Origin of the sequence: Joostella sp., assembly GCF_048266025.1 — a bacterium.
In the GTDB taxonomy this organism is placed as follows: Bacteria; Bacteroidota; Bacteroidia; order Flavobacteriales; family Flavobacteriaceae; genus Galbibacter; species Galbibacter atrarenae.
Genome location: NZ_JBLXAF010000003.1, coordinates 164,414 through 190,177, shown reverse-complemented (window position 1 = coordinate 190,177; position 25,764 = coordinate 164,414). Strand labels below are relative to the sequence as shown.

The window sequence follows — 25,764 nt, the reverse complement described above, 5'->3', positions numbered from 1 at the left end:
GGTTTAAAATAAGTCGTCACTGGTTATACTTTGTGTTCTTTTACTATAATTGATAGAGCGCTTAACGAAGAAATCTCCATGCTTTGTGCCTATAATTTCATCATCAAACCATTCGGTTTCATTTAATAAAGCCTCATCAATCTCAAATATTTTTTTAATCCCTATACTTTCTAGCGATTTATTAAATCGGTTTTTTATAAATTCATTTACAACTGCCTTCGGTAAAAAGTCTAATTCTCCATCTTCAAAAATCCAATCTACCACTTGCTTTTCTGCTTCGTATGCCTCTTCACATAATTGCTGAATCATTAAATCGTGATCTTCATCAAACCAAGAAGGACGCTCTTCTTTAATGATATTTATAAGCTCAATTCCGAAATCTCCATGTATTTGCTCCTCTTTTGAAGTTGCTTCTACAACATTAGAAATCCCTTTTAATTTATTTTGGTGCTTATTAAAAGCCATAATGATCAAAAACTGAGAAAATAAGGATACATGTTCTATAAACAACGAGAATAATAATATCGATTCTGTATATTCCTTTTCGTGTTCACTTTTTGAATTTTTAAGAGCCGTTTCAAGGTAATTTACACGTCTCATAATAGCAGGCTTCTTTTTAAGTTCTTCGAACTCTTTATTTAGACCCAATATTTCCAGCAAATGTGAATATGCATCGTGGTGTCTTACCTCACTTTCTGCAAAAGTTGCGCCTACAGATCCTATTTCTGGCTTAGGAAGCTTCATGTATATATCTCCCCAAAATGTTTTAACAGCCACTTCAATTTGAGAAATTGCTAACATGGTATTCTTTACCGCATTCTTCTCAACATCACTCAGATTGAATTTAAAGTCCTGTATATCACTCGTAAAATTAAACTCTGTATGGATCCAATAAGAATGACGAATTGCAGGTACATATTCGTATAATTCTGGGTATTCATAAGGTTTCAGATTAAGACGCTTTTCAAAAATATTTTTCTTTCTACTTTGCGCCTGTTTATTTCTATAAAGAATATATGCTTTCGCTACATCGTAAAATCCACCATCCATCAATCTTTCTTCAACAACATCCTGTACCTCTTCTACCGTAGGAATGTAATCAATATGTTGTTCTTTACGCTTTAGTAATGCATCGTAAACGCTATTAGCTATATTTTGCGCATCATGAGTCTCCCCATGATTTACAGCGTTCATAGCTTTTAATATTGCGCTACTTATCTTACTGAGTTCAAAGGGCTTCTGTATGGAATTTCTTTTAGTTAAATGAGTTATGGCCATGAAAAAAATGTAATAAATTAATTAGAACAGTTCTAAATAAATAGAGAATATAAATTTCCGAAATAATTTAAAACTATATCCTCTATCACCTTTTTTGTTCTTAACATCTTATCAACATTTCAAGCTTCATGAAGTCAAAAATGAATATGAAATCTAGCATTTATCTATTAACAAAAGGCTTTTAGAGATATCTACTTATAAAGTAAGGATAAGATGAATTTATTATGCACATAAAGGCAAATCAAGCAAAAGTAAAATCGCTCAACTTTATAAATTACGCTGATGAGTACCCATTTTAAAAACTATTGTACTAACTAAACTACGTCGTAAATAAAGGCTTAAATGCCATTTAAGAGTTGACAGTGGCCTTTTTCTTAGCTTGATTAATTTGTGCTTAAATAGGAATGAAAAACAATCCCCGTTACAGAGTTTATTAATTTAGAAAAGCAAATCTCACTTTAAAACCAAAAGCAGAAAATCTAAGTTTTTCTGAGTTTTCAGATTGCGTTACTGAGTTATATTTTAAAATTACTGGAGATTCATTTGTAGGATATTCAATAACCTCCCCTTTCTTTTGAGATAGTATTGAATTAAGACCTGTGTCAAAAAATAGCCCTACATAAAAAGCATTCTTTTTATTTAAATAATGCTTTATTCCTACTTCAAATGTACTATACCAAGCCATTTTTGTATCTAGGTCTTGATTGGAGATATCTACATCTTCAAAAGTACCAAAGCCCATAAATTTAGGGTCGTTTAACAATGCGTCATATTGCTCATAATAGCCGCTAGTTTCCAACTGCTCTATATTTGTTTGATACGTACTATTCAAAATAAAACCTGCCTTAACTCCTCCTAAAGCATAGAATCTTGTATTTCCTTTTGAGGTTTCATATTGTATTGTTATCGGAAAGTTTAAATTATCTATTTCTAGATTTTCTTTGTAGTTTTTTACATTGTATCTGAATTGAAAAGGATCTCCATCAAAATCTGTTGTATTATAGCGCTCATTAACGTTATCAAAAGAAATACTAGAGCGGTAGGTTTGATAATCCACTCCAACTCCTATACTCCAATTATCATTTATATAATAGCCATAAGAGATCCCTACAATAGCTCCAAGCTTACTCCTTGTGTCATCATTATTTAAGCCATGAGAAACTAAGTTAATTGTACTCCCTCCATTTACTGAAAACTCATGTTTATTCTCTTGGGCATTGGTTAAATTATGTCCAACTAAAAAAGCAACAATGCCTATTATAAATTTAATACGGTAATTATCTAGATTCATATCTATACTTTTAATAGACGATTAATTTTAATGTTTTAGTTTGCTTTTTAGTATTTACCCGAACTAAATAAGTAGCAGACGAAAAGTTATCTGGTACTTTAATTTCTGTAGTTCTTGAAGATGATTTTACTTCTTTTATAAGTTCTCCAGAGATAGAATAAATTCCAATATTCATATCTTTAAGATCTTCGTCAGGTAAATCCACTTTTACCGTAAACATCTTTCCTTTTTGAGATGGATTAGGGTAAAGTGTCATTTTATGCGAATAATTTAAATCGATATTAAAATCACATGTTTGGTATACTTCTCCTCCAGTAGTTGTCATTTTTACATGATATGCTGCTGAAGCATCTAAAATATCATTTGCATTCTCTCCAGCAGAATAATATTGACCTGTACCTACTAGTTGTCCGTTTTTGAACCATTCATATGAAACAAATTTATAACCTCCATTTGTACTACTATTATTATTGACCAATAAAATATTATCAAACTTTTGAATTACAATATCTGAAAACTCAAATCTCCTTTCTATAATTAAAGTATATGTTTTTGAATTACTCTGATCTTCAGAGGTTATTACTACTTCTTGAGTATAGATTCCAGCTTTTGGTGTGGAAATTGTAAAATTCTCACTAGGCGATACAGAACCTTTGTCTTCTGTTACTATGGAAACATCTACACTATCATCACCAGAAGAACAATCCATAAGGTAATATATTTCTTCTCCTGGGTTTGTATAGGTTTGGTTTCCTAAACTGATACTTTCAATTGAAGCAACATCACTTTTATTTTCAACAATAACAGTTTGCGACTGTGTAGTTGTATTTCCACTAGCATCTTCATAGAACCAATCTATAATAAAAGTACCTGGTGTATTGTATGTAAGAGGGTCTGTAGTTGTTGCAGTTAGAGTTCCTATACAATTATCTGTAGCAGTTGGTGCAATAACTGTAACACTAGATATTCCTGATACTTCTGGTAAAGGATTTATATTTGGAACTGGTGCTAAATCATCTATAATAGTTACAATAGCAGTACAACTACTAGTGTTTCCTCCTTTATCTTCAACAGTTAATACTACATTATTAGCTCCAATATCAGTACAAATAAAATTCGTTTTGTCTATAGTAATTGAAGCTATTTCACAATCATCATAACTACCATTATTTATATCGTTTGCAGTAACAAGGGCAGTTCCCGAAGCGTCTAATGCTACCGTTATGTTTTTACAAATAGCCACTGGATTCTCATTATCCTTAACCGTTACTGTAAAACTACATGTATTTGTATTTCCAGCGTTATCTGTAACCGTCCAAGTAATTACAGTTCCATCAGGAATCTGTGAGCCATCTAAAGTGCTTAGATTATTAAAATCGTTTGTAATACTTGCTATTCCGCAATTATCTGTTGCGGCTGGATCAAATTCAGTTGCAACAACCGTATAAAAACATTCCCCTACATTCGCTGTTTTACTTTGATCGCTAATACAACTAATTGTTGGATTCTCATTATCGGTAACCGTTACTGTAAAACTACAATCTTCCGTATTCCCTACATTATCAGTAACCGTCCAAGTAATTACGGTTCCATCAGGAATCTGTGCGCCATCTAAAGTGCTTAAACTATTAAAATCGTTTGTTACAGAAGCTATTCCGCAGTTATCATTTGTAGCCGTTGGATCAAACTCTACGCCAACAACTGTATAAAAACATTCCCCTGCATCCGCTGTTTTATTTTGGTCGCCAACACAGCTAATCGTTGGGTTTTCATCATCAGTAACAGTTACGGTAAAACCACATGTATTTGTATTTCCAGCATTATCTGTAACCGTCCAAGTTATTACGGTTCCATCAGGAATTTGTGCGCCATCTAAAGTACTCATACTATTAAAGTCGTTTGTAATACTTGCTATTCCGCAGTTATCTGTAGCGGTTGGATCAAATTCAGTAGCTACAACCGTATAAAAACATTCCCCTACATTCGCTGTTTTACTTTGATCGCCAACACAACTAATCGTTGGGTTTTCATTATCGGTAACAGTTACGGTAAAATCACATGTATTTGTATTTCCAGCATTATCTGTAACCGTCCAAGTAATTAGAGTTCCATCAGGAATCTGTGCGCCATCTAAAGTGCTTAAACTATTAAAATCGTTTGTTACAGAAGCTATTCCGCAGTTATCATTTGTAGCCGTTGGATCAAACTCTACGCCAACAACTGTATAAAAACATTCCCCTACATCCGCTGTTTTATTTTGGTCGCCAACACAACTAATCGTTGGGTTTTCATCATCAGTAACAGTTACGGTAAAATCACATGTATTTGTATTTCCAGCATTATCTGTAACCGTCCAAGTAATTACAGTTCCATCAGGAATCTGTGCACCATCCAAAGTACTTAAACCATTAAAGTCGTTTGTAAGAGAAGCTATTCCGCAGTTATCATCAACAGAAGTTGGATCAAATTCTGCTCCAATAGCAGTATAAAAACACTCACCTGTATCTGCTGACACACTTTGATTCGCTAAACAACTAATCGTTGGGTCTTCATCATCAGAAACCGTTAATGTAAAACTGCATGTATTTGTATTCCCAGATAAATCTTCAACAATATAATTTACTGTCGTTACTCCAATATTGAAAGCCTGACCGCTAACATCATTAATTCCTGTTGAAGGACTACTTCCTATAGTGTCTCCAGATAGAAACCAAACAAGCGATGAGATTCCACAATTATCATTTATAGTAGCTCCTAAGTTATTTACAACTGTTGAACAGCTCCCTGTATCATTAAAAACAGAGACATCTGAAGGACAGGTAATTGTTGGTTGTTCAGTTTCCCTTCCTGTTAAAAAGGTAAAAATGGCTCCATCTGATAATGTTAGTCCATCGAAAACTAATATGTTTGAAGTTATATCCGTAGGAATAATAGCTGTTGCTCCCGTAGTAAAATCATTATCTCCATCTGTATCAATTAACATTTTAAAATCATCAATTACAGTACCTGAAATAACTAAATCTTTTAAATCGAACGTAAGTCTTACCGTTCCAGGATCATTAGTGGTTTTAGCTTTCCATACTCTGTTTAGGCGAACAAAGCAAGATTCTGAAGCTGGTATATCTGTTGTCTGCTCTGTTAAAGTCCCATTATCGTGCCCTATAATTAAGAAATCTCCTCCTTCTAAGGATGAAGGATTGTTTATTACAATATTTCCTTTCCCACTTTGGCCAGCTCCATTACCACTCCCCGTCGCAATACTATTAGATTGAGATTGATTTAGTCCACTATCATCATCTTTTCCTATCCCAAATACATCATTCCAATATTGAGTATCATTCCATATAACTATTCCTTCTGAAGTAAGATAATTTGTTATGGAAGCATCTAATGTAATCCCATATTTTATTGCTAAATATGACTCTACTTCAATGCGTTCATTATTTGTTAATGAACTTGGAAAAGCAACAATTTCTGCAACACTTCCGTTAAGTTTTAATTTACTATTTCCACCTCCAATTACAGGTATATTAAAATTAATAGAAGTAAAATTGGCTCCTGAAATAGATACTATCGTATTTAGTGCATTGATATAAGCAAGGTTGTTATCAATATTTATAGCATTTATTGAATATGCATCACCAATATCTGAATTTGTAAATGAATTACTATTAGTGTTATTATCTGAATTACTTATTACATTATTGACTCCTGAAAAAATTGCATTCTGAGACGTATCTTCTCCCAACAGCGTCCCTTGTGAAGAAGCCGACTCATATTTATAAACTGCAAAAAATTCATGGACTTCTATTTGTTTATTTCCAGTAAGTCCATTCTCTGGAATACCAAAATTAGTAGTATTAGAAAAACTAACTACAGGATTAAAGTTAAGAGCGTTATTCTCATATACTGGCTGACCTAAAACAGTAAACGAGTTCAATCCTGATTGATCTGCCCAATTGGTTAAATCGCCATTATTTAATCTTACTCCAGTATCTGCTTTAAGCCATAAAGCCTCATTTCCAACAGCTCCAATAGTAGGAACTTCGGTAATAAGTGAAAACGCTTGATTATTAGGTAAATCTAAGGCCGTAAAAGTAATTATTCCACTTGTAATGTCGTCAGGCTCTATAATAGTTAATTTTCCTGTTGTTAGATCTCCATCACTGTCATTATCAATAATTAGCCTAAAATCGGAAGCCGTAGTCCCAGTTACCGTTAGTCCATTTATATCAAGTTTTAAATCCACTTCTCCTACATCTCCAGTTTCCTGCACCCACCACTCTCGATCGAGCCTTTTAAAATTTGAAAAGTTAATAGGTAATTGTTCTCCTGAATTTAATTGAACCAATGGATCATCATTATGTCCGATAATTAAGAAATCGCCATCCTCCAAAGAAGATGGGTTTTCCAATACTATATTTCCTGCTCCGCTTTGCCCAGTACCATCACCAGAACCAGTATCAATACTATTAGACGCACTTTGGTTTAAAGTACTAGCATCATCTTTTCCTATTCCGAAGACATTATTCCAATGCGTGGTTTTATTCCAAAGAACATTTCCTTTTGAGTCTACATAGTTTACTACTGAAGGATCGAGGCTTATTCCATATTTAACAGCAAGATAGGATTCAATTTTTAATTTATCTTCCACACTTAAGCTATTGGAATACGTAACTACTTCTGCTAATTCACCTTGACCATGTGCCCAACCATAAGGAACACTACCATTATCAGTACCTCCTATTCGTGGTACAAAAGAGATATTAGTATAGTCACCTGCTGAACCTGTGCTTAACACTTGGTCTTTTCCATTTAATTTACCAGAAACATATGGTGATGATGTAGGAGAAACATCAAGGTTTACTAAATTGTAAAAACCTGTTACACCAGATGCTGAGAAATGAGAGTATTGATTTTCTGCCCCTGAACCTATCCAAACAGAATTTTCTCCAGAACTATTAAAAAAAGCTGCTCCATATTTGTTTGATGAGGTATTCCCAATGCTCCCCAATAAAGTTGAATTATTGTTTGTGTTTTTATAAACTGCAAATGCATCTACAACCTGTATTTCTGTGTTTCCATCGAGTCTATTTGAAGGTGTATCGGTTACAGCATTAGAATTAGAAAATGATACTGTAGGGTTAAAGTTAATTGCATTGTTAATGTAACCTACTGTTCCTTGTTTTGTAAAAGTATTTTTTCCAGATAGATCTATCCAATCTGTTACATCATTCCCACTTGAGGTAATTCCTTCATCCCCTTTTAACCAAAGGTTTGCCCCTAAAACACCTGGTCCAACTCTGGTTCCAGTAAGCAATGTAAAAACAGTGTTATCTGGAATGGTTATTCCTGTAAAAGATACAATGTCATTAGAAAAAGCGTTGGCAACAATTTCTGTTAGTGTTCCTGTTGTAAAGTCTCCATCTCCATCTTGGTCTATTAATAATTTAAATTCTGAAGCTTGAGTTCCTGCAACCGAAATTCCCTCTACTGATAAATCTAAGTCTATAGTCCCAACATCTCCAGTTCTCTTTACCTTCCATGCTCTTCCAAGTCTTACTTTTCCTTTCATAGAAACCGGTAAGCTTGTATTTTGTTCTGTTACCAAATCATTATTATGACCAATCATTAAGAAATCGCCATTCTCAAGAGAAGATGCATTTTTTATTACAATATTCCCTTTACCAGATTGTCCGCTTCCATCGCCACTCCCCGTGTTAATACTATTAGATTGGGTTTGATTAAGTTTACTGATATCGTCTTTACCAATTCCAAAAACATCATTCCAATAAGTTGTATCATTCCATAAAACAGTTCCGCTAGAATTTACATAATTTACTACTGAAGGTTCTAAATTAATTCCATATTTTATAGCTAGGTAAGATTCTATTTTAATTCTTTCTTCTGCTACCAGTGAAGTAGGATAAACGATTAATTCAGCTAAACTCCCATTCAATCTTCCTCTATTTGCTCCGCCTCCTATAACTGGAGCATCAAAATTAATTGCTGAAAAATCACCTCCTTGATCTTGTGTAACACCTGTAGACAATCCATTAATGGATGCATTTGCCAAGGTAGGTGCAACGTCTACATTATTAATAGTATATGTAGTTGAAACATTCGGATTCACAAAAAATTGATCATTCCCTGCATTATCTGAATTCTTCAACCCATTAATTAGACTTGAAAAGATAGCCTCTTCTCCTGTTGTACCTCCTAAAATAGTTCCTTGACGATCAGCAGAGTTTTCGTATTTAAAAACACCGAAAGCCTCTACAGCAGTAATTGCTGTAGACCCTACGAGTCCATTATCTGGCAATGAACTATCTAATACGTTTGTGAAATTTACAACCGGATTAAAATTAACCGTATTTTCTGAAACGGTTGGACTTCCAGAAACAGTAAAAGTATTTTTTCTTGTTTGATCAATCCAATCTGTTAAATTACTTCCACTTGTAGTAACACCTGTATTTGCTTTCAACCATAAATTAAATTCCACAGGGAAACCAGTTAGTTTATCATCATCAACAACATTTATGGTATATGTTTGTTTAAACCCATCTCCATTGCTATCTGCATTCGATAAATCTCCAGTAGTAGAAGTAATATTAAGTTCCAAGGTATAATCCCCTTGACTAAGTGTATTATCGATAATAGACAACCCTATAGGAATAGAATCTGCTAATGAATAATTATTAACAGGTACGGATACAGTATTATTCGAAAATGTATAATCTCTGCCTTCGACAGCATTTGTTGAGGTTAGATTAAAAGTAATAGAAGAAGCCGTTTTTACAGAACCATTTACCAAAATAGCAGGGTTAAAACTAGCTGCTTGTGACTCATTGATGGTTATAGCGTCATTTTTAAACTCTGTAATAGCTTGCATCCCTATGGTAATATTATCAAGAAAATTACCTGTACCACCACTTACAGGCTGTACAGCTTCAAAACCAATTTGGTATACACCAGTAGTTCCTGTGAAAGTATATGATCCAGAAACCTGATCCCATGTGTTTGTACCAGATGCAGTATGCGAATCGATGGTAAATAACTTTGATAATCCATCTGTACTATAAATAGAAAACTCAACAGTTTCTGTTTGAGAATCTACTCTCTTTCTATGGTAATATTCCCAATCTATATTCTCCCCATTAACCAAATAAACTACCTGAAAAAGCCTTGATGGCTGCGTAACATTTAGTTCTGCAAAATAAACTCCCTCTTGAGCTGGAATACTATTAAACCCACTTCTCCAATGTTCAATAGGTCCTGTTGCATTTTGAAATTCTGGGTGGTTAGAATACCAACCATCTATTTGTGGATTATCTCCTGTTTGCGATTCAGGATACGCCACACCTGTATGTGGTACAATAGAACCTGTTTCGAAAGAAGGGTTTACAATAATTCTGTTTGCATTGTCTGTAGTAGCTGGAGTTCCTGACCCAGGAACATTTGGCAACCCAGATGTAACGGTAATTGTATAATCATTACCTAATGAAAGAATTGATCTCACCAAAATAAAAATAGCTTGTAGGTTGTCAGAACTCGTCCATGAAACAGAATGACTTTCACCAAATGCGTATCCATCATCAACTCCAGCTGTGGGATATACATTTACAGGAGTTTCGGAACCACTATTATCTACTGTTTGAATCTGCCAATAAGAAAATCCATCATTAGAATCTACATTAAACTCAATACTTCCAGAAGGTTTGCCAGAAACATCGATATACCAATAATCGGAATCGTCGGGTTGAGAAAAGTCAAAATCACCCGTGTAGCTTCCCTTAAACTCAATAACATTATTACTCGAAATAGCTTCTAAGCAAGTTTCATTTGGATTTATTTCAGCGGTTTGAGCACTAATTCCAAAAGGATTACAAATAAAAAATAAAATAAGTAATATGACTGCTCTACTTAAAGAACATCCTATTATTTTATTTTTAATAGTGAAAATAGTAGGTAAAAATCTTTTCATATGTCGTAAATAAAAAGACATTCGTTCTCTTTTACTAAGAACAAATGCAGTATTTTACAATAACTTCTTTAATATCAGTTGGTTTATAACACAAAAGAAGTAGGATAATTTGACCGCAATTTAACACTTTATCTTACACGTTAAGATTTTTTTATGATAAAATTCTATCTAATTACTGAATTTAGTCCTTAGGAAATAATCTTAATAAAGATCCATTATCTACTTAAACTTTTTACTTTGTAGTAAAATAAGAATCAACTTTAATGATTCACTGTCTCAGAATAAATTTAAATTTTGGAACACAAAAAAAGTGCTCAATTTCTTGAGCACTTTTGTAAGAATTAAGATTTATTTCAATCTATCCTTTACATATTCAATTTCTGTTTTATTATGTGGAAGTGGATTCTATTTAATTGTAACTTCAACTGATTTAGCTCTATAATTTCCATAAAACACTCCTCCAGCAGAAGTAGATTCCATTTCTCTTAAAACATCTTTCCTCTCTATATATAATCTTCCTGGTTGAGGATCTATTTCTCCCAATATCGTTGGATTTAATACTACCGTTTCAGCATTCTCATCTGCCTCAATAAACACTTTGGATTGCCCTAAATTATTTGGAACAACAGTTACAACTACTGAAGAATCATTACTCCCTACAGGACTTCCTCCCCAATTAATATCATAGGATTTGCTTCTATCAATAGTCATTGGAACACTTTTAGTAAAAGATATTGGATTAATAGTAAAACTGTTACTAAAAGTATTTCCTTCTAAATCTTTATAAGTAAAGCTTCCAGAGTCAACTAGTCCAGACATTTCTAATTCGTAGTTCCCTAATAAACTATTAAAAGGAATTTTTGTATTGTTAAAGGTAATAGATGCTCCTTCTGAAAGTTGAAGTCTTGTTCCTTCGCCATTACCAAAAGTGAATAAAGCTTTCGCTATTGTTTTATCTTCATCTTGGATGTATAAAATTTCGTAACTGGTATAAATTCTGTCCTGAGTTACATCTTCCGAATTTTCTGTCTCACAACTAGAGAAAAGCGACATTAATAATGTACAAATAATAAATAATTTTTTCATGGTTAAATTCGATTTTAGGGTTTTATATTATTTTTTATCAGCTACAAATTTAATATTAAAATGAAAAATCTTCATCACCTTTAATTGCTAAAATCGATAAGAACAAATTATTAAATACAAAACAAAAAAAGCGCTCAATTTCTTGAACGCTTTTGTAAGAATTTAGGTTTATTTCAATCTATCCTTTACATATTCAATTTCTGTTTTATTATGTGGAAGTGGATTACCATCTTTATCTAGATTCACCATTATAATTTTATCGATCGTAATAATAGTTTGCCTTGTCATTTTATTACGAACCTCACAACTTAATGTTAAAGATGTTTTTCCAAACTTAATAACTTCTATTCCTATTTCTATAATATCTCCTTTTTTTGCTGAAGAGATAAAATTTATTTCGGACATGTATTTAGTTACAACAAAATTATTTTCTAGCTGAATAATACTGTATAAAGCTGCTTCTTCATCTATCCATGCTAATAATTTTCCTCCAAAAAGAGTTTCGTTGGCATTTAAATCTTCGGGTTTTACCCATTTTCTTGTATGAAATCTCATGTTTTAAAAAATTACATTCTTTTTTATTTTGAAACTACTGCAGAAAACATCCAAACTAATTTTTCTTGTTCAGCAATGTAATCACTCATTAAAGATACGGTTCCCTCATCATTTATTTCTGATGCTACTCCTAAAATTTCACGTTCGATAATAAGTAATTGTCTTAATCCGTTTAAAACTGTGTTTAAAGCTTCTCCACTATCAAAAACATTTTCTGCTTCTTCAATTTTAGAAATCTTAGTGTAGGCCTTATAAGAATGTAAAGGCGTTACCCCTAACGTTAAGATACGCTCTGCTATTTCATCAATATTCTCTAGAGAACTGTTATATAATTCTTCAAACTTTTCATGTAATACAAAAAAATCTTTCCCTTTTATATTCCAATGCAAGCCTCTTACATTCATATAAAATATTTGATAGTTCGCTAAAAGCTCATTTAACTTTTCTGCTGTATTTTCAGAACCCTCTTGGGTTAATCCTATTTTATTTAACTCTTGTAAATTCATCTTAAATTATCTTTATTTTTTCTAGGTGCAAGATACTTATAGATATAATCATAATTAAATACTATCGATATCTAAAAATTATATAACGATAATCTATAACTATGCGCTGTATAAATGATGATTAAAGTTCTAGAAGTCTTTGAAATAGATACAAAACCAATAAAGCTAATTGATAAAATATTTAAAAGATAAATTAAATTACGTTTGATCATAAAATAAAAAACCTGAAGATATACTTCAGGCTTTCTAATATTATAAGTTATTTTCAATAAACTCTTTCAAAGCAATATCTGGATAATAGCCAGAATGGTGTCCTCCCCAACATGCAGTTAAAGTAAAGGTACTATCTTCTATTTTTAAAGACTTATTAGCTTCTGCATCTTCATTTGGAATACAATTAACTTCAATAGTGTTTATACTTTCTTGGATTGACTCTTTTCCTAAATCGTCCTCACATACATTTTTTATAGCATCTGTTAAACGCTGTAAACAAACACTTGGCACGAATTTAATATACTCCAATTCAAAAGTATCCCAATTAATTTTAATTGGTAATTCCTTTCCTACTGTAGTATTAATTTCATTTTGGTAGTCGCTTAAATATTGCTCTTCTACCATTCTTATCGCTTTCTTTTCTTGTAATCCCATAATATTAATGTGTTTTTAGTTTTATAATCTCTTTACAAAACTACTATACGGCACTTCCTTAAATAAGACCTGATTTGGGTAAAAAAAACACTCACTGAATTCCGTGATATAAAAAAAGAAATACGAATGTAATTTAGTGATATGGAAATAGGACTTAAACAAATCACGATTGGAATCGGAATTTTTATATTAATTGGAGGTATTGTTATAAACGTTGCGAAGTCAAAATTTATGGTATCTAAGAAGGTAGCCGCTAAGAATCTGCATTCCTTTCTAGAAAGAAACTATAACAATAAGTTAGATCACAGTGATTTAGATCGTTTTTTTAATTCGGGGAATATGAACCCCAATTGTTTTATTGCTCGAGTTTTTGAAAAAGAGAATCCGAAAGTAGAACTCATAATTACTTTTGATGCCAAAAAAATTAATGATCTGAAAGATATCCCTTCCGATTCACCTGGTGGGTTGTCTTTTAATGAGCGGTATTTAGAAAGAGTTCTAGCCGTGAGAAAGCAAAATGAGATTTCAGAATTAATGGAACCTCTTGGGGTAACTTTAGAATGGGGTTACAATGAAATTATTTTCTCATTTAAAAAAGAATATACAGAGGCTGAAATTCTAGATAAAGAAGAGTATTTTTTAACCCTTTTCAATAAAGAGAAGTCAGAAATTCTAGGGTATTATCATGAGATCCCGTTGCTATTAAATATTCCTCCAAATACTAATATTTCTCTTGAACATAATTTAGAACAAGTAGACTCAATTTGGGAATTAAAAAACTACCGGTTGCATAAAAAAGGTGAAGCTTTTAATGACATAAAAGAGACTGTTGATACTGAAATAAATAAGTACTTAAAAAAATCACATCCTAAACAAAAAACTTATGATTATTATGATAGTTACATTAATCCAAACAATTTTAACAATGTACTTTGGATAACTGCTACAGAAACGATAAAAACCAAAAAAGAAATAGAAGAACGAGAAAAGGGTGTTTGGGTTTCTCCTATTACAGGCTATATTAAAGTGTACTATAACAGCGAAACAAAAGAAGTTCATTCTATTGACTTCGTTCCTATTTCTACCCATTTATCAATGGAGGAAATGATAGCAAAAGAAGAAGAAGCATTTTTATCTACAAAGTGGTAATCACTCTTAATTGTTAATAGAGTACTTCAGAAATAAACGCTTAAACGTAAAGTTAATTAAAAGTATCCCTGTATTCAGTGATAAAAACCTCTTTTTCACCCTCTACTTTTGTATAAACAATCTTAGTTATGGAAGACAATAAATTAAATGGAGCATTTTTAGATTCGTTAAAACGCAATAACGAAAAGATTAGAGACGATCGTGCAAGAGCCATTGTTGAAGATGCACAATTGCTTTATAAGCGTGAGGCTGAAGATTTAAGCTTATTACTAAAACGCTTAAAAAGGGAACAGGAAAACATGCTTGATATGAGTCCAACAGACGCTAATAGTCTTGTGTTGGCAACAGATTTCGATGCAAAGAACTATGTCTCTAAAGATTTAGAAATGACAGTTAAGATTAGAAATTTAGAAATTAAACTAGAACTCGCTATTAAAAGGTATACATATCTATTTGGCGAAAAATTAAATATCATATAAAATGGGAGGAGGAAAATTTAGCTATGAAGCCTATACGCGCTTAAGGTTCTCAAAAGGTTATAATAACAAATCTAGAGAGCAAATATTTACTTCTCGAGAAATTGATCCGGAGATGGATCCCAGTAATGTAATTGCTAGAGAATCTAGAGATTCGGAGGAGCATCCAGAGTCATTATCTATAATTGTAGCGCTTGATGTTACAGGAAGTATGGGGTTTGTACCCGAAGTTATAGTGAAGGAAACTTTGCCAGATCTTATAAGTTCTCTAATGGAGGGTGGAATTGAACACCCACAAGTTCTATTTATGGGGATTGGAGATTTTGTTTATGATAATGCTCCTTTACAAGTTGGTCAATTTGAATCTTCGGCAGAATTATTAGATCGTTGGCTTACAAAGGTATATTTAGAAAGTGGCGGCGGTGGAAATAACCAAGAAGGTTATAATTTGGCTCATTTATTTGCTGCAAGACATACCAATATCGATTGTTGGGAAAAGAGAAAACAAAAGGGCTTCTTATTCACTATTGGAGACGAACCTGTTTTTGATAAAATACCTGCTGAAGTGATCAAAAAATATACTTCTGAAGAAGAAGCTAAAACTATTAGTACAAAAGCTATTATTGAAGAAGCTCAAGAGAAATATAACGTGTTTCATTTACATTTAGAGCATTCAGAATATTCTAAACATTCGCTACGAAAAGGAAACTGGAAAGAACTCTTAGGAGAACATTTTATTGAAATACCAGACTATATGAAGGTTGCCAAACGTATTGCCGAAATTGTAATACAACACCATAAACCAGCTTCTGGAAGTCAAACAAATAATACGCTTGATAATCCAGAAATTGAAAATATGCTTTAAATGGCAAAATGTAGTATAGTTATAGATTTAGGGTTTGGTGATGCTGGAAAAGGTTTAACGACAAGTTTTTTGGCATCCCACAGACCTAAAGAAACGTTGGTAATACGATTTTCTGGAGGCCATCAGATTGGGCATACAGTAAAAAACGAGGAGCTTTCTCATACTTTTAGTAATTTCGGTTCTGGGACTTTACAAGGTATTCCAACCTATTATTCTGAGCACACTACCCTATTTCCTCCTGCAATTTTAGAAGAAGGAAATTACTTAAATAAATACCAACCAAAACTTTATTTTAATCCGCTCGCAATGGTAACCACCATTTATGATATAGCATACAATCGTGCTATTGAGAAGCAACAACATCATGGTTCTTGTGGGTTAGGTTTTGGAACTACCATTGCTCGAAATAAGGAAGATGTCTATTTCTATGCTAACGATTTGCAATTTACCTCTATCATAAAGCAACGTCTAAATAGTATTAGAGTTTACTATAAAAAATTGATTCTTAATCAACCTAAAAGTGTCCAAGATTACTTTGAAAAGGAATTAAAAAACTATGACGAGGCTTATTATATAGAAACGTGTTTGGCTATTCAAAAGTTTTATAGATTAGAAGGTTTGTCCACATTAGCTTCTTCTTATAGTGATTTTATTTTTGAAGGCAGCCAAGGAATATTGCTGGATACACAACATGGTTTCTATCCGCATACTACGTGGAGTAATACGACTTCTAAAAATGCCATTCAGCTTATAAAAAAGCACTTGGGAAATCATGTAGAAATTGCAATCTATTATGTTACTCGTTGTTATCAAACTCGACATGGAAATGGCCCAATGGCAAACACCGAATCGGTTACCCTAGAGAATAATGAACATGAAACTAATGTTACAAATGAATTTCAGGGAGAATTCCGAGTAAAAGCATTGGATAGAGAGTTATTAAATTATGCTCTTAGCTGTGATGCAATTTATCATGAGGAACTTAAAACAACTAAAAATCTAATCATTACTTGTTTGGATCAACTCCCTGAATTTTCATCTACTGATCTGCTACAAAAAATCAAAACTAACTTCAATACTGTATATGGTAGTTATAGCCCTATGTCACAATTTATCAAGAAAATATCGGAGTAATTTCAGTCATAATATCACAATCAATCTAATGGTAAACGCCTTTAGAAGTATTCAAAATCATTAGTTTCAGTGATGAGAATTTAAATGTTCAAAGGTAATTTAACCCTATCATAGAGTTAAGAAAATGAGTAATAATATACTATATTCAGAAGGTTTTAAAGCTTTGAAATGGGATGATTTCAATTTCGATAAAATTCAAATAAATACATTTCCAGTTCTTGAAAATCCAGATCATCATAAAAACTCTTTTATATTTAGAGATGTCCTCATTAAAGCCATTGAAAGAGTTACCAATAAAAAAGTATTTAAACTCTTATTTATTACACCCGATTATAAGTCTATTACCAAATTCTACGGGATTTCCTATTCTGAGGATAAAATAGTTTTCACATTTGAGATTGAAAATACCTCCCCATTTAAAGAATGGTTTTTGGCTATAAATGATAAAAAGGAAAAGGCTACTTCAACCATTTATGAGTTTAGTCATAATAGTTTTATTTCTCAGCCAGAGTCAAATTTTAAAGACATTCATATTTATAAAGATACAGGTGCTTTTATCGAAAAGTTTATTCCTTATAGATTTATTGCTGAAGAATTAGCCAAAGAAAAAGCAGATTACCTAGTGCCTTTTATTCAGCTAAATGTGGAAGAAGATTTTGATATAATTAAAAAAGAATTTGAAAATTTATTAGTATCCAAAAATCTTAAAGTCCACCCTCCCATTACAAATGACAAGGTATATCTAGAGTTTGAGAGAGAGGCAGGTTATGCGTTCCCGAAACTTTTAAAAGATTTTTTTAAACTCCATAATGGAGTTGAAGGTTTTTATTTTTTGAATGCACAGCAAGTCCTAGAAATATGGAAAGAATGGAATATCGAATTCGAAGATTGGCGATTAAAAGAACTGCTAATTCCTGCACCAAATAAAAATAAAAGAACAACAAGGATACCCTTTGAAGGACCACACCATGTTTCGTATTTAGATTTATCTTTTACGGAAGAGAGTGACGAAAAAACACTCCCAATGTTTATGACACCTTATTGGATTCCATTTTTAAAATTAGAAGATGGAAATTATGCAGCGATAGACTTTGCCCCAAATATATTAGGGAAAGCAAGACAAGTAATCTGCTTTAGCAAGCAAAAGTTAACCGTACATCAAAAAGCGGACTCCCTGAGTGCCTTTCTAAAAAACCTTACAGATAAACGAGATTGAATAATCTAACAACTAAATACCAAATGTTAAGCTTCATTCTTCAATAACGAAGAAGTTCAATCTATTAAAAAATAATTTGACTAAGTACCGATATATGTCTTCAATTTTTAAAAATAAAGTAATTCAAAAATTAAATATCACGCTTTTAGAACCTTCAGAAGGAAAAGCATTACTTGATATTTTAGGACTAATGGATTGCGAAAAGAGCATTCTTTATAAGAATCTAGAAAATAGTATTACCAATAAAAATTGCAATTCTATTTTTTCTGAATCACTTGCAAAACAAATTTACTATCATCCAGAGATTTATGCGAATGAGAAAGAAGGTTTAGAGTTTATTGCTTCGTGGCTACCGCTATTAGAAAATGGCTTTTATCCAGATGAAAAGAGTAGTTATAAATTGACTGATTTTCTCTATTTCAGTCTTAGCTTTTTACAATCGGAAGACATTTCAGGAAATCTAAGAGATCAAATTTTTACTGTTATCAAAAAGCTAGTACATAGCGAATCTGAAGCCTCACTCCCAATTACTCGTTTTCTGATACATCGCGCATTCGATATTAGAGATTATTTGAGTTCAGATTTTATCATTCAGCAGTGTTTAAAACATACTATTTTAAATGAAACTTATGCCGTAGTTAACTCATCTAAAGAAGCCACAACACATTCCTTTAAGGTTAATAATGACTTTATTAAGCATTTTTTTAATGATGATTGGCATGAATTTATAACAGCTTTACACCAAATATTACCCGTAGGAAAAACATATCTTTTAGGTGCTTATAACTTAATCCAACCATGGCTTTCGGAAGATTTAGCTGCTTTTTATAATGATAATTTAGAATATGCTTTCGCAGCGCACAAAGCCCTTCAAGAACGCTTAGTTTTTGTAGAAGAAGAAAGTATCGATTTACTAAATATAAAAACTGCAAATGGTATTTATCCATTAATCACTTCTTTAGGACTTAAAGAGTGGAATGCTGGAGATGTTTTACTTTTTAATAACCGAAATAAAGATATTCCGACCATACAATTAGAAAAGTGCTATCTAAAATTTTTAGATTGGTTAAATGCAGATGGCGGGAGTAATTTTTTCACGGAAGCTTTCCAGGATAATGGTAAACATATTTTAGAAGACATTAATACTTCTATAATCCCAATCGATTTCTTACCATTTTGGTTCGAGAAATGTAATCAAAAGTCAGGGAACCCAGAACAAGTTAAGCTTTACAACACTATATTTTTAGGATATTTAAAAGGTTTTCAAACTGGATGTTTACCTATAGTTTTTCATGAAGGAAAAGAATTCCAAGTTACGGGAGTGTTTATAATTAGAGACTTATTTAAAATTAATAGTTCCCTAAAAAACTGGCTTGATCATTTTAAAGAGTTTGGTATTAACGATCCATTGAACCAATTCTTAGTGCTTTCGTTTTATGATGCACGCGCTTCTCTACTGGAACTTTTTGATCAAGAGGATCAAGAAACTCTGTATAAATATTTAATAGAAATGGCTTATACAGCTAGAAATACTTCAGAAGATATTAAAGTAAATAGCCTTACTCTAATTGTAGAGACACTATCGGGATTGTGTGAGCAAACAGAGAAGTTTAATATTGTTAATGAAGTTTGGGCTTTAAAAAATATTGATAGTCGTATTTCTACCGCTTGTAATGAATTTGCAAGAACTCATTATAGCAACGAAAACCGCCCTCTTTCTCTAAACCATATTGAGAGTTGGTATAATTTTTTAAGCGATTATTATTACAGCGCCCGCAGAGAAGCAGTATGGGTTTCAGCTGTTTTAAAAACGCAAGGTACACGTACAGCCAATCATTTTAATGCTATTGAAGACGATATATCTTTCTTTTTAAATAAAACATTTAATCGCCTACTCGTTTTGCATCAAAAGAGTACAATTAAAGGGGAACACATAAAAGCACTAGCGACAGTTGGTACAGAAATTGAAAAATATCTTAAAGATTTACTTCAACAGTTAAACAAAGAAAAGCTCACTAAGCCTATTGTACAGTCTCTTTATGAATATAACAATGCATCTGAAGTAAATTTTTCTAATAACAAACAACTACAAGCTATTGTAAATGAATTTTATGATTATCATTTTCAGCAAGAAATAGAAAAAGAAACAATTGTAGTTGAGGAGAAAAAGGAAAAATTAGAAGCTGATATATCTAGTTTCGAGATAAATCAAAAATACATTGAAATCCTCTTAAATAATCTTGAAAATTATAAGCAAACTAATGATTATGAGATTGAACTCCTTACTGCTTTTAACGAAAATACATCGCAATTAAAAATTTGGTTTGAAGAACACCCAGCGATAGAAATGCAACTTAACCAAGCGCTTTATATGACATTATTAGATGCAGACTTAGCTCCAGGGACAACGCTTGAAACATATGGAAGCCTCTGTAGAAATCTATTTGTTTCAGTAGCAAAAAACACTAAAATGGCAAGTTCTTATGAGTTGGGTTTAAAGGCTATGGCAAACTCGGGAGCCTACTCAAAGGAGTTAACAACAGCTTTATTAGAAGTAGTTAACGATTTAAACACATAAATAATGACGCAAGATATTACACCGACAATACAAGATCAATTAAACCTATCTGCTTTGATTTTAAGAAGCAATCATAAAAATGCAGAATTAACAAGTTGGTCTGGTTTTAATTTAGAAGATGAGATTCATGTAAAGCATGCAAAAAGATTATTAAAGCTTTATGGGATTAAATCTGGCTTACATCTACGTAACAGTTTACAACGCTATGAAAATGGCAGCATGGTCTCTAATAGTTTTGAAAAATTAGCAGCAAAATTTAGAAGTTTAACAACGCAAGATTTTGAAGCCGAATATAATAAATTGGAGAATCCAAGTACTAAAAATATCTATAAACGGGCGTGGAAATACCGCTTTAGCTTGCAAAAAGAGAAACTTATTGGTTACGAACTTGCATACTATATTTTCTTAATGCGTTTGGGTATTGTCTTAGATTTTATAACTCTTGATGAAGTTATATTAAGATTAGAGGATGTAAATACCCGCATAAAGTCTACTTTTTCTAGCTGGGGAGAATTTCACCAGAATGTATGTATTGGTGATGAGTTTGTTTCAGGAGCTAAAGAACAAGATAATAGTAGATTTCCTGGAATAGAGACTCTTTGGGAACACTACCAACGGTTATACATACAAAATGGAGAATGGTTTAAAGAATGGAAATTATGAGTTTATCAAGAGAAGAAGTAATTAAGCATATCGAAAGAGCAGAAATGCTTTATAATAAAAAGTATTATTCTAATTTAGAATCACATTTACTGGCAATTCAAGAAAACTATAGTGCTTTAGGAAATGATTCCCTTGAATGGAATGCACGTTATATTAGAATTTTCACACGCTATTTAGGGGTTTTTAAAGATGTTAATGTAGGTTTAATGCAAACATATTTAGAAGCACTAGAAAATATTAAAGAAGTTCAAGCCTCTGATTATGAATTTATTTGTAGCTATTATAAGAAATGTTCGCAAGAGGTATATGAAAAAGCGCTAATAGCGTATCCATACAACGACACATTACACATTCATTACGCGTTAAAGCTGCAAGTAGAAAAGCGTTATACAGAAGCTATTGAAGTGCTAAAATATGTGCTTGAATGTTACCCCGCAACTACAGAAGCTCGAATTTTACTATGGGAAATTGAAACGTCCTTGCTAGAAGAATTGTGTAACTCCCCTGAAGAAGCGGACTGTTATAAATTGTTGGATTTGGCATCGTCTACTCACAATCTCAAAGTTTTAAAAGGTCTTCAAATTGATAATCGCTTGGATGCAATAAATAAAAGCCTAGCCTATATACAAGTCGCTTTATGGGAAAATCGACCTGTAGAGGTTGTGGAACAATGGAATAGCGAATGGAAGAATTTAGAACTAACGGATAGAATACGTTATCTATTAGCAGATTATGCTAAGTCGTATATGAAGTATGATTTGGTTATTCAAGTTTTAAAAGCTCCAAAGAGTCCAAATTTACCTGATGAAAATTATATAGATTTTTCTGACTACAGAAATTATATGAATGCTCTTGTTTCCTCTGAATGGCAATTAGCTCAACATCATTATGTGCTATTAGGAAATGCTGCATATCACTACACAAAAAATAATAAAGATCTACGCTTCTGTGTTGAACATGGCTTAGCTATAAATCCTAAAAACCCATTGTTGTTGGTGCTAAAAGCAGAGTTTTTCTATTCTGAACTAGATTATAATGAAACGGCAGCTGCTTACCATGAAGCCTATAGAAATGGACTTTCGATAAAGGAATATTTATTTTACCTACTAGAAGTAAATAATAGAACCCAAAGTTGGCAGACAATAATAGATATTGTTGAGCAATTTCATCTAAAAAATCTACCAACACTAAAAACACTATTCTTTAAAGCGCGTGCTTTAGTGATGCTAGAAGATTTTGATAAGGCTCACGAGGTTATAAATGAAGCCTTAGAAGGTTTTCCTTTACCACCGCACTCATACGCTCCTTGGTTGTTTAATTTACGAATGATTATCCATAAAAAGAATCATAATTACAAGGCCTTTTTAGAAGATATGCAGGAAGAGGTAAATTATTACAACATTGGAGACAGTGAATATTGTAGTACTATAAACATGTGTGTGGAAACAATCTTCGAAATGGGAGATTATGAAGAATGCTATAAATTTGCTATCTATAACTATGAACAAGAACAGCTTTCACCAGAATTATATCCTATATTCCATTGGTTATGCTATTATGACTTTTTAATTGAAAAGCCAGAAGATTTAGCTGATCTTACTGAGGAAGATTTAATTTTAAATCCAGAGACATTTTCAGATTATAGAAACAACGGATTAATCTATTGGGTTTTAGAAAACCATCAGGCAGCAGCAGAAGCATTAGAACTTGCTGCCACAAAAGCTACAAACAAAGCTTACTATTTAAAATTAGCTTTTACTTGTGCTAACGAAGGCTTGCTGAAACAAAAAAGTATTGCTATTTGCGAAACTATTAAAGTAGAAACTCCAGCGGCAAGAGAATGGAAAACAGATTATTATTATGCTGGTTTATTAGTTGAAAAAGAACGACATAAAGAAGGACTCGAAGCCTATTTAAACCTAATTTTAAATTATCCAGATCGCGCATTCTATGATTGCCCTAAAGATGACATCAATTTCTTTGGTAATGCTATAAAGACCTGTGCTAAAAAATTAGACGATGTAAATCAATTTACAAAGTACAACGCAATGTTTTTGAGCAAAGACAATCCCTCTGTAAAGGCATTAAAAGAACATCAAGAAATAGCTAGAAAAGCTGGTAAAGACGACTTGTTTTTAAGACATAATTTACTAGAAGGAATAACTAGAATGGATATAGCATTGAGTGACGAAGAGCAAAAAGAATTAAAGCAACTGAAATCTATAATAAGAGAAACCTATTTTGCCTAAGTAGCTATTAATAGCTTAAAAATAAATTAAAAAACTTCTTTATGTTAAGTGTCATAAAGAAGTTTTTTTTAAGCTTTAAATATTCTTAAATCAGCTCATTTTTAAATTGTTAAGAAATACATCCTGCAAAACAGCCGTAAAGTAAGCATCATGCGCATAGGTGTTATTTTCAATGAAAGACTGGCTAAAATTACTTACTGAAGAACTTCCAAACGTAAGAGTAAGCTCTGGAGTATCATTATTTTTAAAAAATAATTTAATAGAACCAGACCAATCTCCTGGCTGATTTGAAATCCATTTTAAGAAAAGTTCTGTTATAGTAGCATTTATAGATCCCGATATGTAAACCTCTATTTGTCTATCAGAACTATCATTTGAACTACATCCTGAAGAAAAATTATAATCAAATTGACTTAGCTCAAATTTTTGGTTTGTATTCTCATCTTCATTTAAAACAAATTCTATTCGGTCTATTACATTGTTTTGTTGCATAATAATGGGTTTAAATTATAAGGTTTTTTCTATTTCAGTTTGTAATTGGTTGGCTGTTAAAGCGCTTTTTAGTCCTTTTGAAACATCTATAACTACAGAAAGTACATCGTCTTTTAAAGTACATTCATTTGTATTCTCTAAACTAAAATTAACTACTGATGTCACTTCTCTAAAAGATTCTTTAGCCAATTTATCTCCAGCTATTTTAGAGAGTGTTTCTTTTAAAAGTAACAATACTTTTGAAGCATAAAATTTATCTAAATCTTCAGGTGTTCCTTCGTATTTATAAACAATAGAAATTTCTTTATCAAATGTTTTGTTAAGATCTAATTCCAACTCTTTAATCTCTTTTTTCAACTGAAGTAATGTCGGTATGTCGCTAGTATCTGGAGTGAATGGAATTTTCCCATCAGATAGTAAATGGATGTATTTATTGAATTTCACTAGAGAAATTGAAGAAATAGCATGAGACTGCACATATTGCAATTCTGGATTATTATCATACCAATTTCCAAGAAGTATTATATTTTTACTCGTATCATAATTTATAAAGTAACCAGATACATTCCCTGTAGTCGTGCTTATTATAACTTTGGGCATATTAGGCTTCTCTTTAGTTCGCTCTTGGTCTGCAATCTCTTGAAGTATTTTTATAACCTGACTAATCTCTAAAACAGGTAACTGCAACATTGTATTAAAATCCATAATTATATTTTTTATATAACAAATATTGCCTACTAAGAAAGAATTTTAGTAACTGTTTTCAGTGATATTTTAGAATAAGGAATAAGCACGTAGGTTTTCGTAACCTTTAATATTCGTCTAATTGTAATTCTTTTAGTTGAATATTACTATTTTCATTTATAAATTGAAATGTTCCTTTACCAGTTACTTGCTGTGAAAAAATAACAACATCCTCTCCGTGAGAAACACCAAAATCTAAGTCGAAGGAAAACGTTGCGCTATTAAAAGTGAAGGTTTTATCAGTTAAGTTTACAGCTACATTTATTGGGTTTAATGCTATGTCATACATATTTGGAGCATAACTTCCTAAATCCATATCAACTAATAATTTAGACCACGAAGCGTGGCTTTCTACTATGCTTTCTACTAGCTTATCTTGTATGCTTCTTATTGTCATCTTTTGATAATTTTTAAAGTATTATTTTACCAATACGTCCCTACCAAAAATGTCATTCTTATAAATGCAATCACACTTTCTGAAGTTAATTCTAAAGGCTCTTTTAATTCGGTTACTTCATTATCATCTACAAATACAACAAAAAGCCCATCTTTAAAAGCTAACAATACATTATCTATAGCTTGTTGCAAGTTAGCTTGATCTGTATTTGATATATCGCCAAAATCCACTTTCCCACTTTGCGCTTGTTCTTGAATTTCTGACGGACTCAAAAAGCCAACTACATTAACTTCTAATCGTTTTTTATTAAACGCATCAACTTGGTTTTTCACACAAGAGATTAACAGTTCTTCTAAATTATTGGGTGTTTTAGAAAGTGTAATTGGGACTTGTTTGATCTTTTTTTTTCCTAGTTTTTTTAGCTGAAGTGTTAATTCCATTTTTTATAGTTTT

19 protein-coding genes are annotated in these 25,764 nt (G+C 32.1%); 8 read left to right on the top strand and 11 right to left on the bottom strand.

The window, feature by feature from the left end:
• Positions 1–3: 3 nt before the first annotated feature.
• From ACN0TY_RS08380 to ACN0TY_RS08350, 7 genes are all read right to left on the bottom strand, one after another.
• Entirely contained in the window at positions 4–1,278 is a 1,275-nt protein-coding gene (locus ACN0TY_RS08380; RefSeq protein WP_417444117.1) for a ribonucleotide-diphosphate reductase subunit beta, read from the bottom strand.
• 433 nt (positions 1,279–1,711) lie between these two features.
• On the bottom strand, positions 1,712–2,569 hold the full coding sequence (locus tag ACN0TY_RS08375) for an outer membrane beta-barrel protein (RefSeq protein WP_417444116.1): 858 nt from the start codon (positions 2,567–2,569) through the stop codon (positions 1,712–1,714).
• A gap of 10 nt (positions 2,570–2,579) precedes the next feature.
• Positions 2,580–10,553, bottom strand: coding sequence for an HYR domain-containing protein (locus ACN0TY_RS08370; protein ID WP_417444115.1), 7,974 nt, complete (start codon positions 10,551–10,553; stop codon positions 2,580–2,582).
• 405 nt (positions 10,554–10,958) lie between these two features.
• Entirely contained in the window at positions 10,959–11,639 is a 681-nt protein-coding gene (locus tag ACN0TY_RS08365) for a hypothetical protein (protein ID WP_417444114.1), read from the bottom strand.
• A 168-nt stretch (positions 11,640–11,807) separates the two neighbouring features.
• Positions 11,808–12,194 carry an acyl-CoA thioesterase gene (locus ACN0TY_RS08360; RefSeq protein ID WP_236959642.1) on the bottom strand — a complete coding sequence of 129 codons (387 nt, stop codon included), beginning with the start codon at positions 12,192–12,194 and terminating at the stop codon, positions 11,808–11,810.
• A 23-nt stretch (positions 12,195–12,217) separates the two neighbouring features.
• Positions 12,218–12,700, bottom strand: coding sequence for a Dps family protein (locus tag ACN0TY_RS08355; protein WP_417444113.1), 483 nt, complete (start codon positions 12,698–12,700; stop codon positions 12,218–12,220).
• 252 nt (positions 12,701–12,952) lie between these two features.
• Positions 12,953–13,348: a hypothetical protein gene (locus ACN0TY_RS08350; protein WP_417444112.1), complete on the bottom strand. Its 396-nt coding sequence runs from the start codon at positions 13,346–13,348 to the stop codon at positions 12,953–12,955.
• Positions 13,349–13,489: 141 nt separating this feature from the next.
• Between ACN0TY_RS08350 and ACN0TY_RS08345 the strand changes: the two genes are divergently transcribed.
• From ACN0TY_RS08345 to ACN0TY_RS08310, 8 genes are all read left to right on the top strand, one after another.
• On the top strand, positions 13,490–14,497 hold the full coding sequence (locus ACN0TY_RS08345; RefSeq protein WP_417444111.1) for a hypothetical protein: 1,008 nt from the start codon (positions 13,490–13,492) through the stop codon (positions 14,495–14,497).
• Between the two features lie 128 nt (positions 14,498–14,625).
• Entirely contained in the window at positions 14,626–14,976 is a 351-nt protein-coding gene (locus tag ACN0TY_RS08340) for a hypothetical protein (RefSeq protein WP_236959646.1), read from the top strand.
• Between the two features lies 1 nt (position 14,977).
• Positions 14,978–15,838, top strand: a complete 861-nt coding sequence (locus tag ACN0TY_RS08335; protein ID WP_417444109.1) for a hypothetical protein — start codon at positions 14,978–14,980, stop codon at positions 15,836–15,838.
• Positions 15,839–16,972 (top strand): adenylosuccinate synthetase, encoded by a 1,134-nt coding sequence (locus tag ACN0TY_RS08330; protein WP_417444108.1) that lies wholly within the window; start codon positions 15,839–15,841, stop codon positions 16,970–16,972.
• Between the two features lie 124 nt (positions 16,973–17,096).
• Complete coding sequence (locus tag ACN0TY_RS08325) at positions 17,097–18,188, top strand: SMI1/KNR4 family protein (RefSeq protein WP_417444107.1); 1,092 nt, start codon at positions 17,097–17,099, stop codon at positions 18,186–18,188.
• A gap of 94 nt (positions 18,189–18,282) precedes the next feature.
• Complete coding sequence (locus ACN0TY_RS08320) at positions 18,283–20,766, top strand: hypothetical protein (RefSeq protein ID WP_417444106.1); 2,484 nt, start codon at positions 18,283–18,285, stop codon at positions 20,764–20,766.
• Between the two features lie 3 nt (positions 20,767–20,769).
• Entirely contained in the window at positions 20,770–21,429 is a 660-nt protein-coding gene (locus tag ACN0TY_RS08315) for a DUF1266 domain-containing protein (protein WP_417444105.1), read from the top strand.
• Entirely contained in the window at positions 21,426–23,678 is a 2,253-nt protein-coding gene (locus ACN0TY_RS08310; protein WP_417444104.1) for a tetratricopeptide repeat protein, read from the top strand. The genes ACN0TY_RS08315 and ACN0TY_RS08310 overlap by 4 nt, the downstream gene beginning before the upstream one ends.
• Before the next feature lie 90 nt (positions 23,679–23,768).
• Here the strand turns inward: ACN0TY_RS08310 and ACN0TY_RS08305 are convergent, their stop codons facing one another.
• From ACN0TY_RS08305 to ACN0TY_RS08290, 4 genes are all read right to left on the bottom strand, one after another.
• Entirely contained in the window at positions 23,769–24,170 is a 402-nt protein-coding gene (locus ACN0TY_RS08305) for a hypothetical protein (protein ID WP_417444103.1), read from the bottom strand.
• Positions 24,171–24,185: 15 nt separating this feature from the next.
• Positions 24,186–24,875 carry a hypothetical protein gene (locus tag ACN0TY_RS08300; protein WP_417444102.1) on the bottom strand — a complete coding sequence of 230 codons (690 nt, stop codon included), beginning with the start codon at positions 24,873–24,875 and terminating at the stop codon, positions 24,186–24,188.
• 106 nt (positions 24,876–24,981) lie between these two features.
• Positions 24,982–25,311, bottom strand: a complete 330-nt coding sequence (locus tag ACN0TY_RS08295) for a hypothetical protein (RefSeq protein WP_417444101.1) — start codon at positions 25,309–25,311, stop codon at positions 24,982–24,984.
• Between the two features lie 26 nt (positions 25,312–25,337).
• Positions 25,338–25,751 carry a hypothetical protein gene (locus ACN0TY_RS08290; protein WP_417444100.1) on the bottom strand — a complete coding sequence of 138 codons (414 nt, stop codon included), beginning with the start codon at positions 25,749–25,751 and terminating at the stop codon, positions 25,338–25,340.
• Between the last annotated feature and the right edge of the window lie 13 nt (positions 25,752–25,764).

Excerpts from the sequence above, each read along its gene's own strand:
- ACN0TY_RS08380 (WP_417444117.1), bottom strand. The coding sequence starts at position 1,278 with ATGGCCATAACTCATTTAACTAAAAGAAATTCCATACAGAAGCCCTTT.
- ACN0TY_RS08375 (WP_417444116.1), bottom strand. The coding sequence starts at position 2,569 with ATGAATCTAGATAATTACCGTATTAAATTTATAATAGGCATTGTTGCT.
- ACN0TY_RS08370 (WP_417444115.1), bottom strand. The coding sequence starts at position 10,553 with ATGAAAAGATTTTTACCTACTATTTTCACTATTAAAAATAAAATAATA.
- ACN0TY_RS08365 (WP_417444114.1), bottom strand. The coding sequence starts at position 11,639 with ATGAAAAAATTATTTATTATTTGTACATTATTAATGTCGCTTTTCTCT.
- ACN0TY_RS08360 (WP_236959642.1), bottom strand. The coding sequence starts at position 12,194 with ATGAGATTTCATACAAGAAAATGGGTAAAACCCGAAGATTTAAATGCC.
- ACN0TY_RS08355 (WP_417444113.1), bottom strand. The coding sequence starts at position 12,700 with ATGAATTTACAAGAGTTAAATAAAATAGGATTAACCCAAGAGGGTTCT.
- ACN0TY_RS08350 (WP_417444112.1), bottom strand. The coding sequence starts at position 13,348 with ATGGGATTACAAGAAAAGAAAGCGATAAGAATGGTAGAAGAGCAATAT.
- ACN0TY_RS08345 (WP_417444111.1), top strand. The coding sequence starts at position 13,490 with ATGGAAATAGGACTTAAACAAATCACGATTGGAATCGGAATTTTTATA.
- ACN0TY_RS08340 (WP_236959646.1), top strand. The coding sequence starts at position 14,626 with ATGGAAGACAATAAATTAAATGGAGCATTTTTAGATTCGTTAAAACGC.
- ACN0TY_RS08335 (WP_417444109.1), top strand. The coding sequence starts at position 14,978 with ATGGGAGGAGGAAAATTTAGCTATGAAGCCTATACGCGCTTAAGGTTC.
- ACN0TY_RS08330 (WP_417444108.1), top strand. The coding sequence starts at position 15,839 with ATGGCAAAATGTAGTATAGTTATAGATTTAGGGTTTGGTGATGCTGGA.
- ACN0TY_RS08325 (WP_417444107.1), top strand. The coding sequence starts at position 17,097 with ATGAGTAATAATATACTATATTCAGAAGGTTTTAAAGCTTTGAAATGG.
- ACN0TY_RS08320 (WP_417444106.1), top strand. The coding sequence starts at position 18,283 with ATGTCTTCAATTTTTAAAAATAAAGTAATTCAAAAATTAAATATCACG.
- ACN0TY_RS08315 (WP_417444105.1), top strand. The coding sequence starts at position 20,770 with ATGACGCAAGATATTACACCGACAATACAAGATCAATTAAACCTATCT.
- ACN0TY_RS08310 (WP_417444104.1), top strand. The coding sequence starts at position 21,426 with ATGAGTTTATCAAGAGAAGAAGTAATTAAGCATATCGAAAGAGCAGAA.
- ACN0TY_RS08305 (WP_417444103.1), bottom strand. The coding sequence starts at position 24,170 with ATGCAACAAAACAATGTAATAGACCGAATAGAATTTGTTTTAAATGAA.
- ACN0TY_RS08300 (WP_417444102.1), bottom strand. The coding sequence starts at position 24,875 with ATGGATTTTAATACAATGTTGCAGTTACCTGTTTTAGAGATTAGTCAG.
- ACN0TY_RS08295 (WP_417444101.1), bottom strand. The coding sequence starts at position 25,311 with ATGACAATAAGAAGCATACAAGATAAGCTAGTAGAAAGCATAGTAGAA.
- ACN0TY_RS08290 (WP_417444100.1), bottom strand. The coding sequence starts at position 25,751 with ATGGAATTAACACTTCAGCTAAAAAAACTAGGAAAAAAAAAGATCAAA.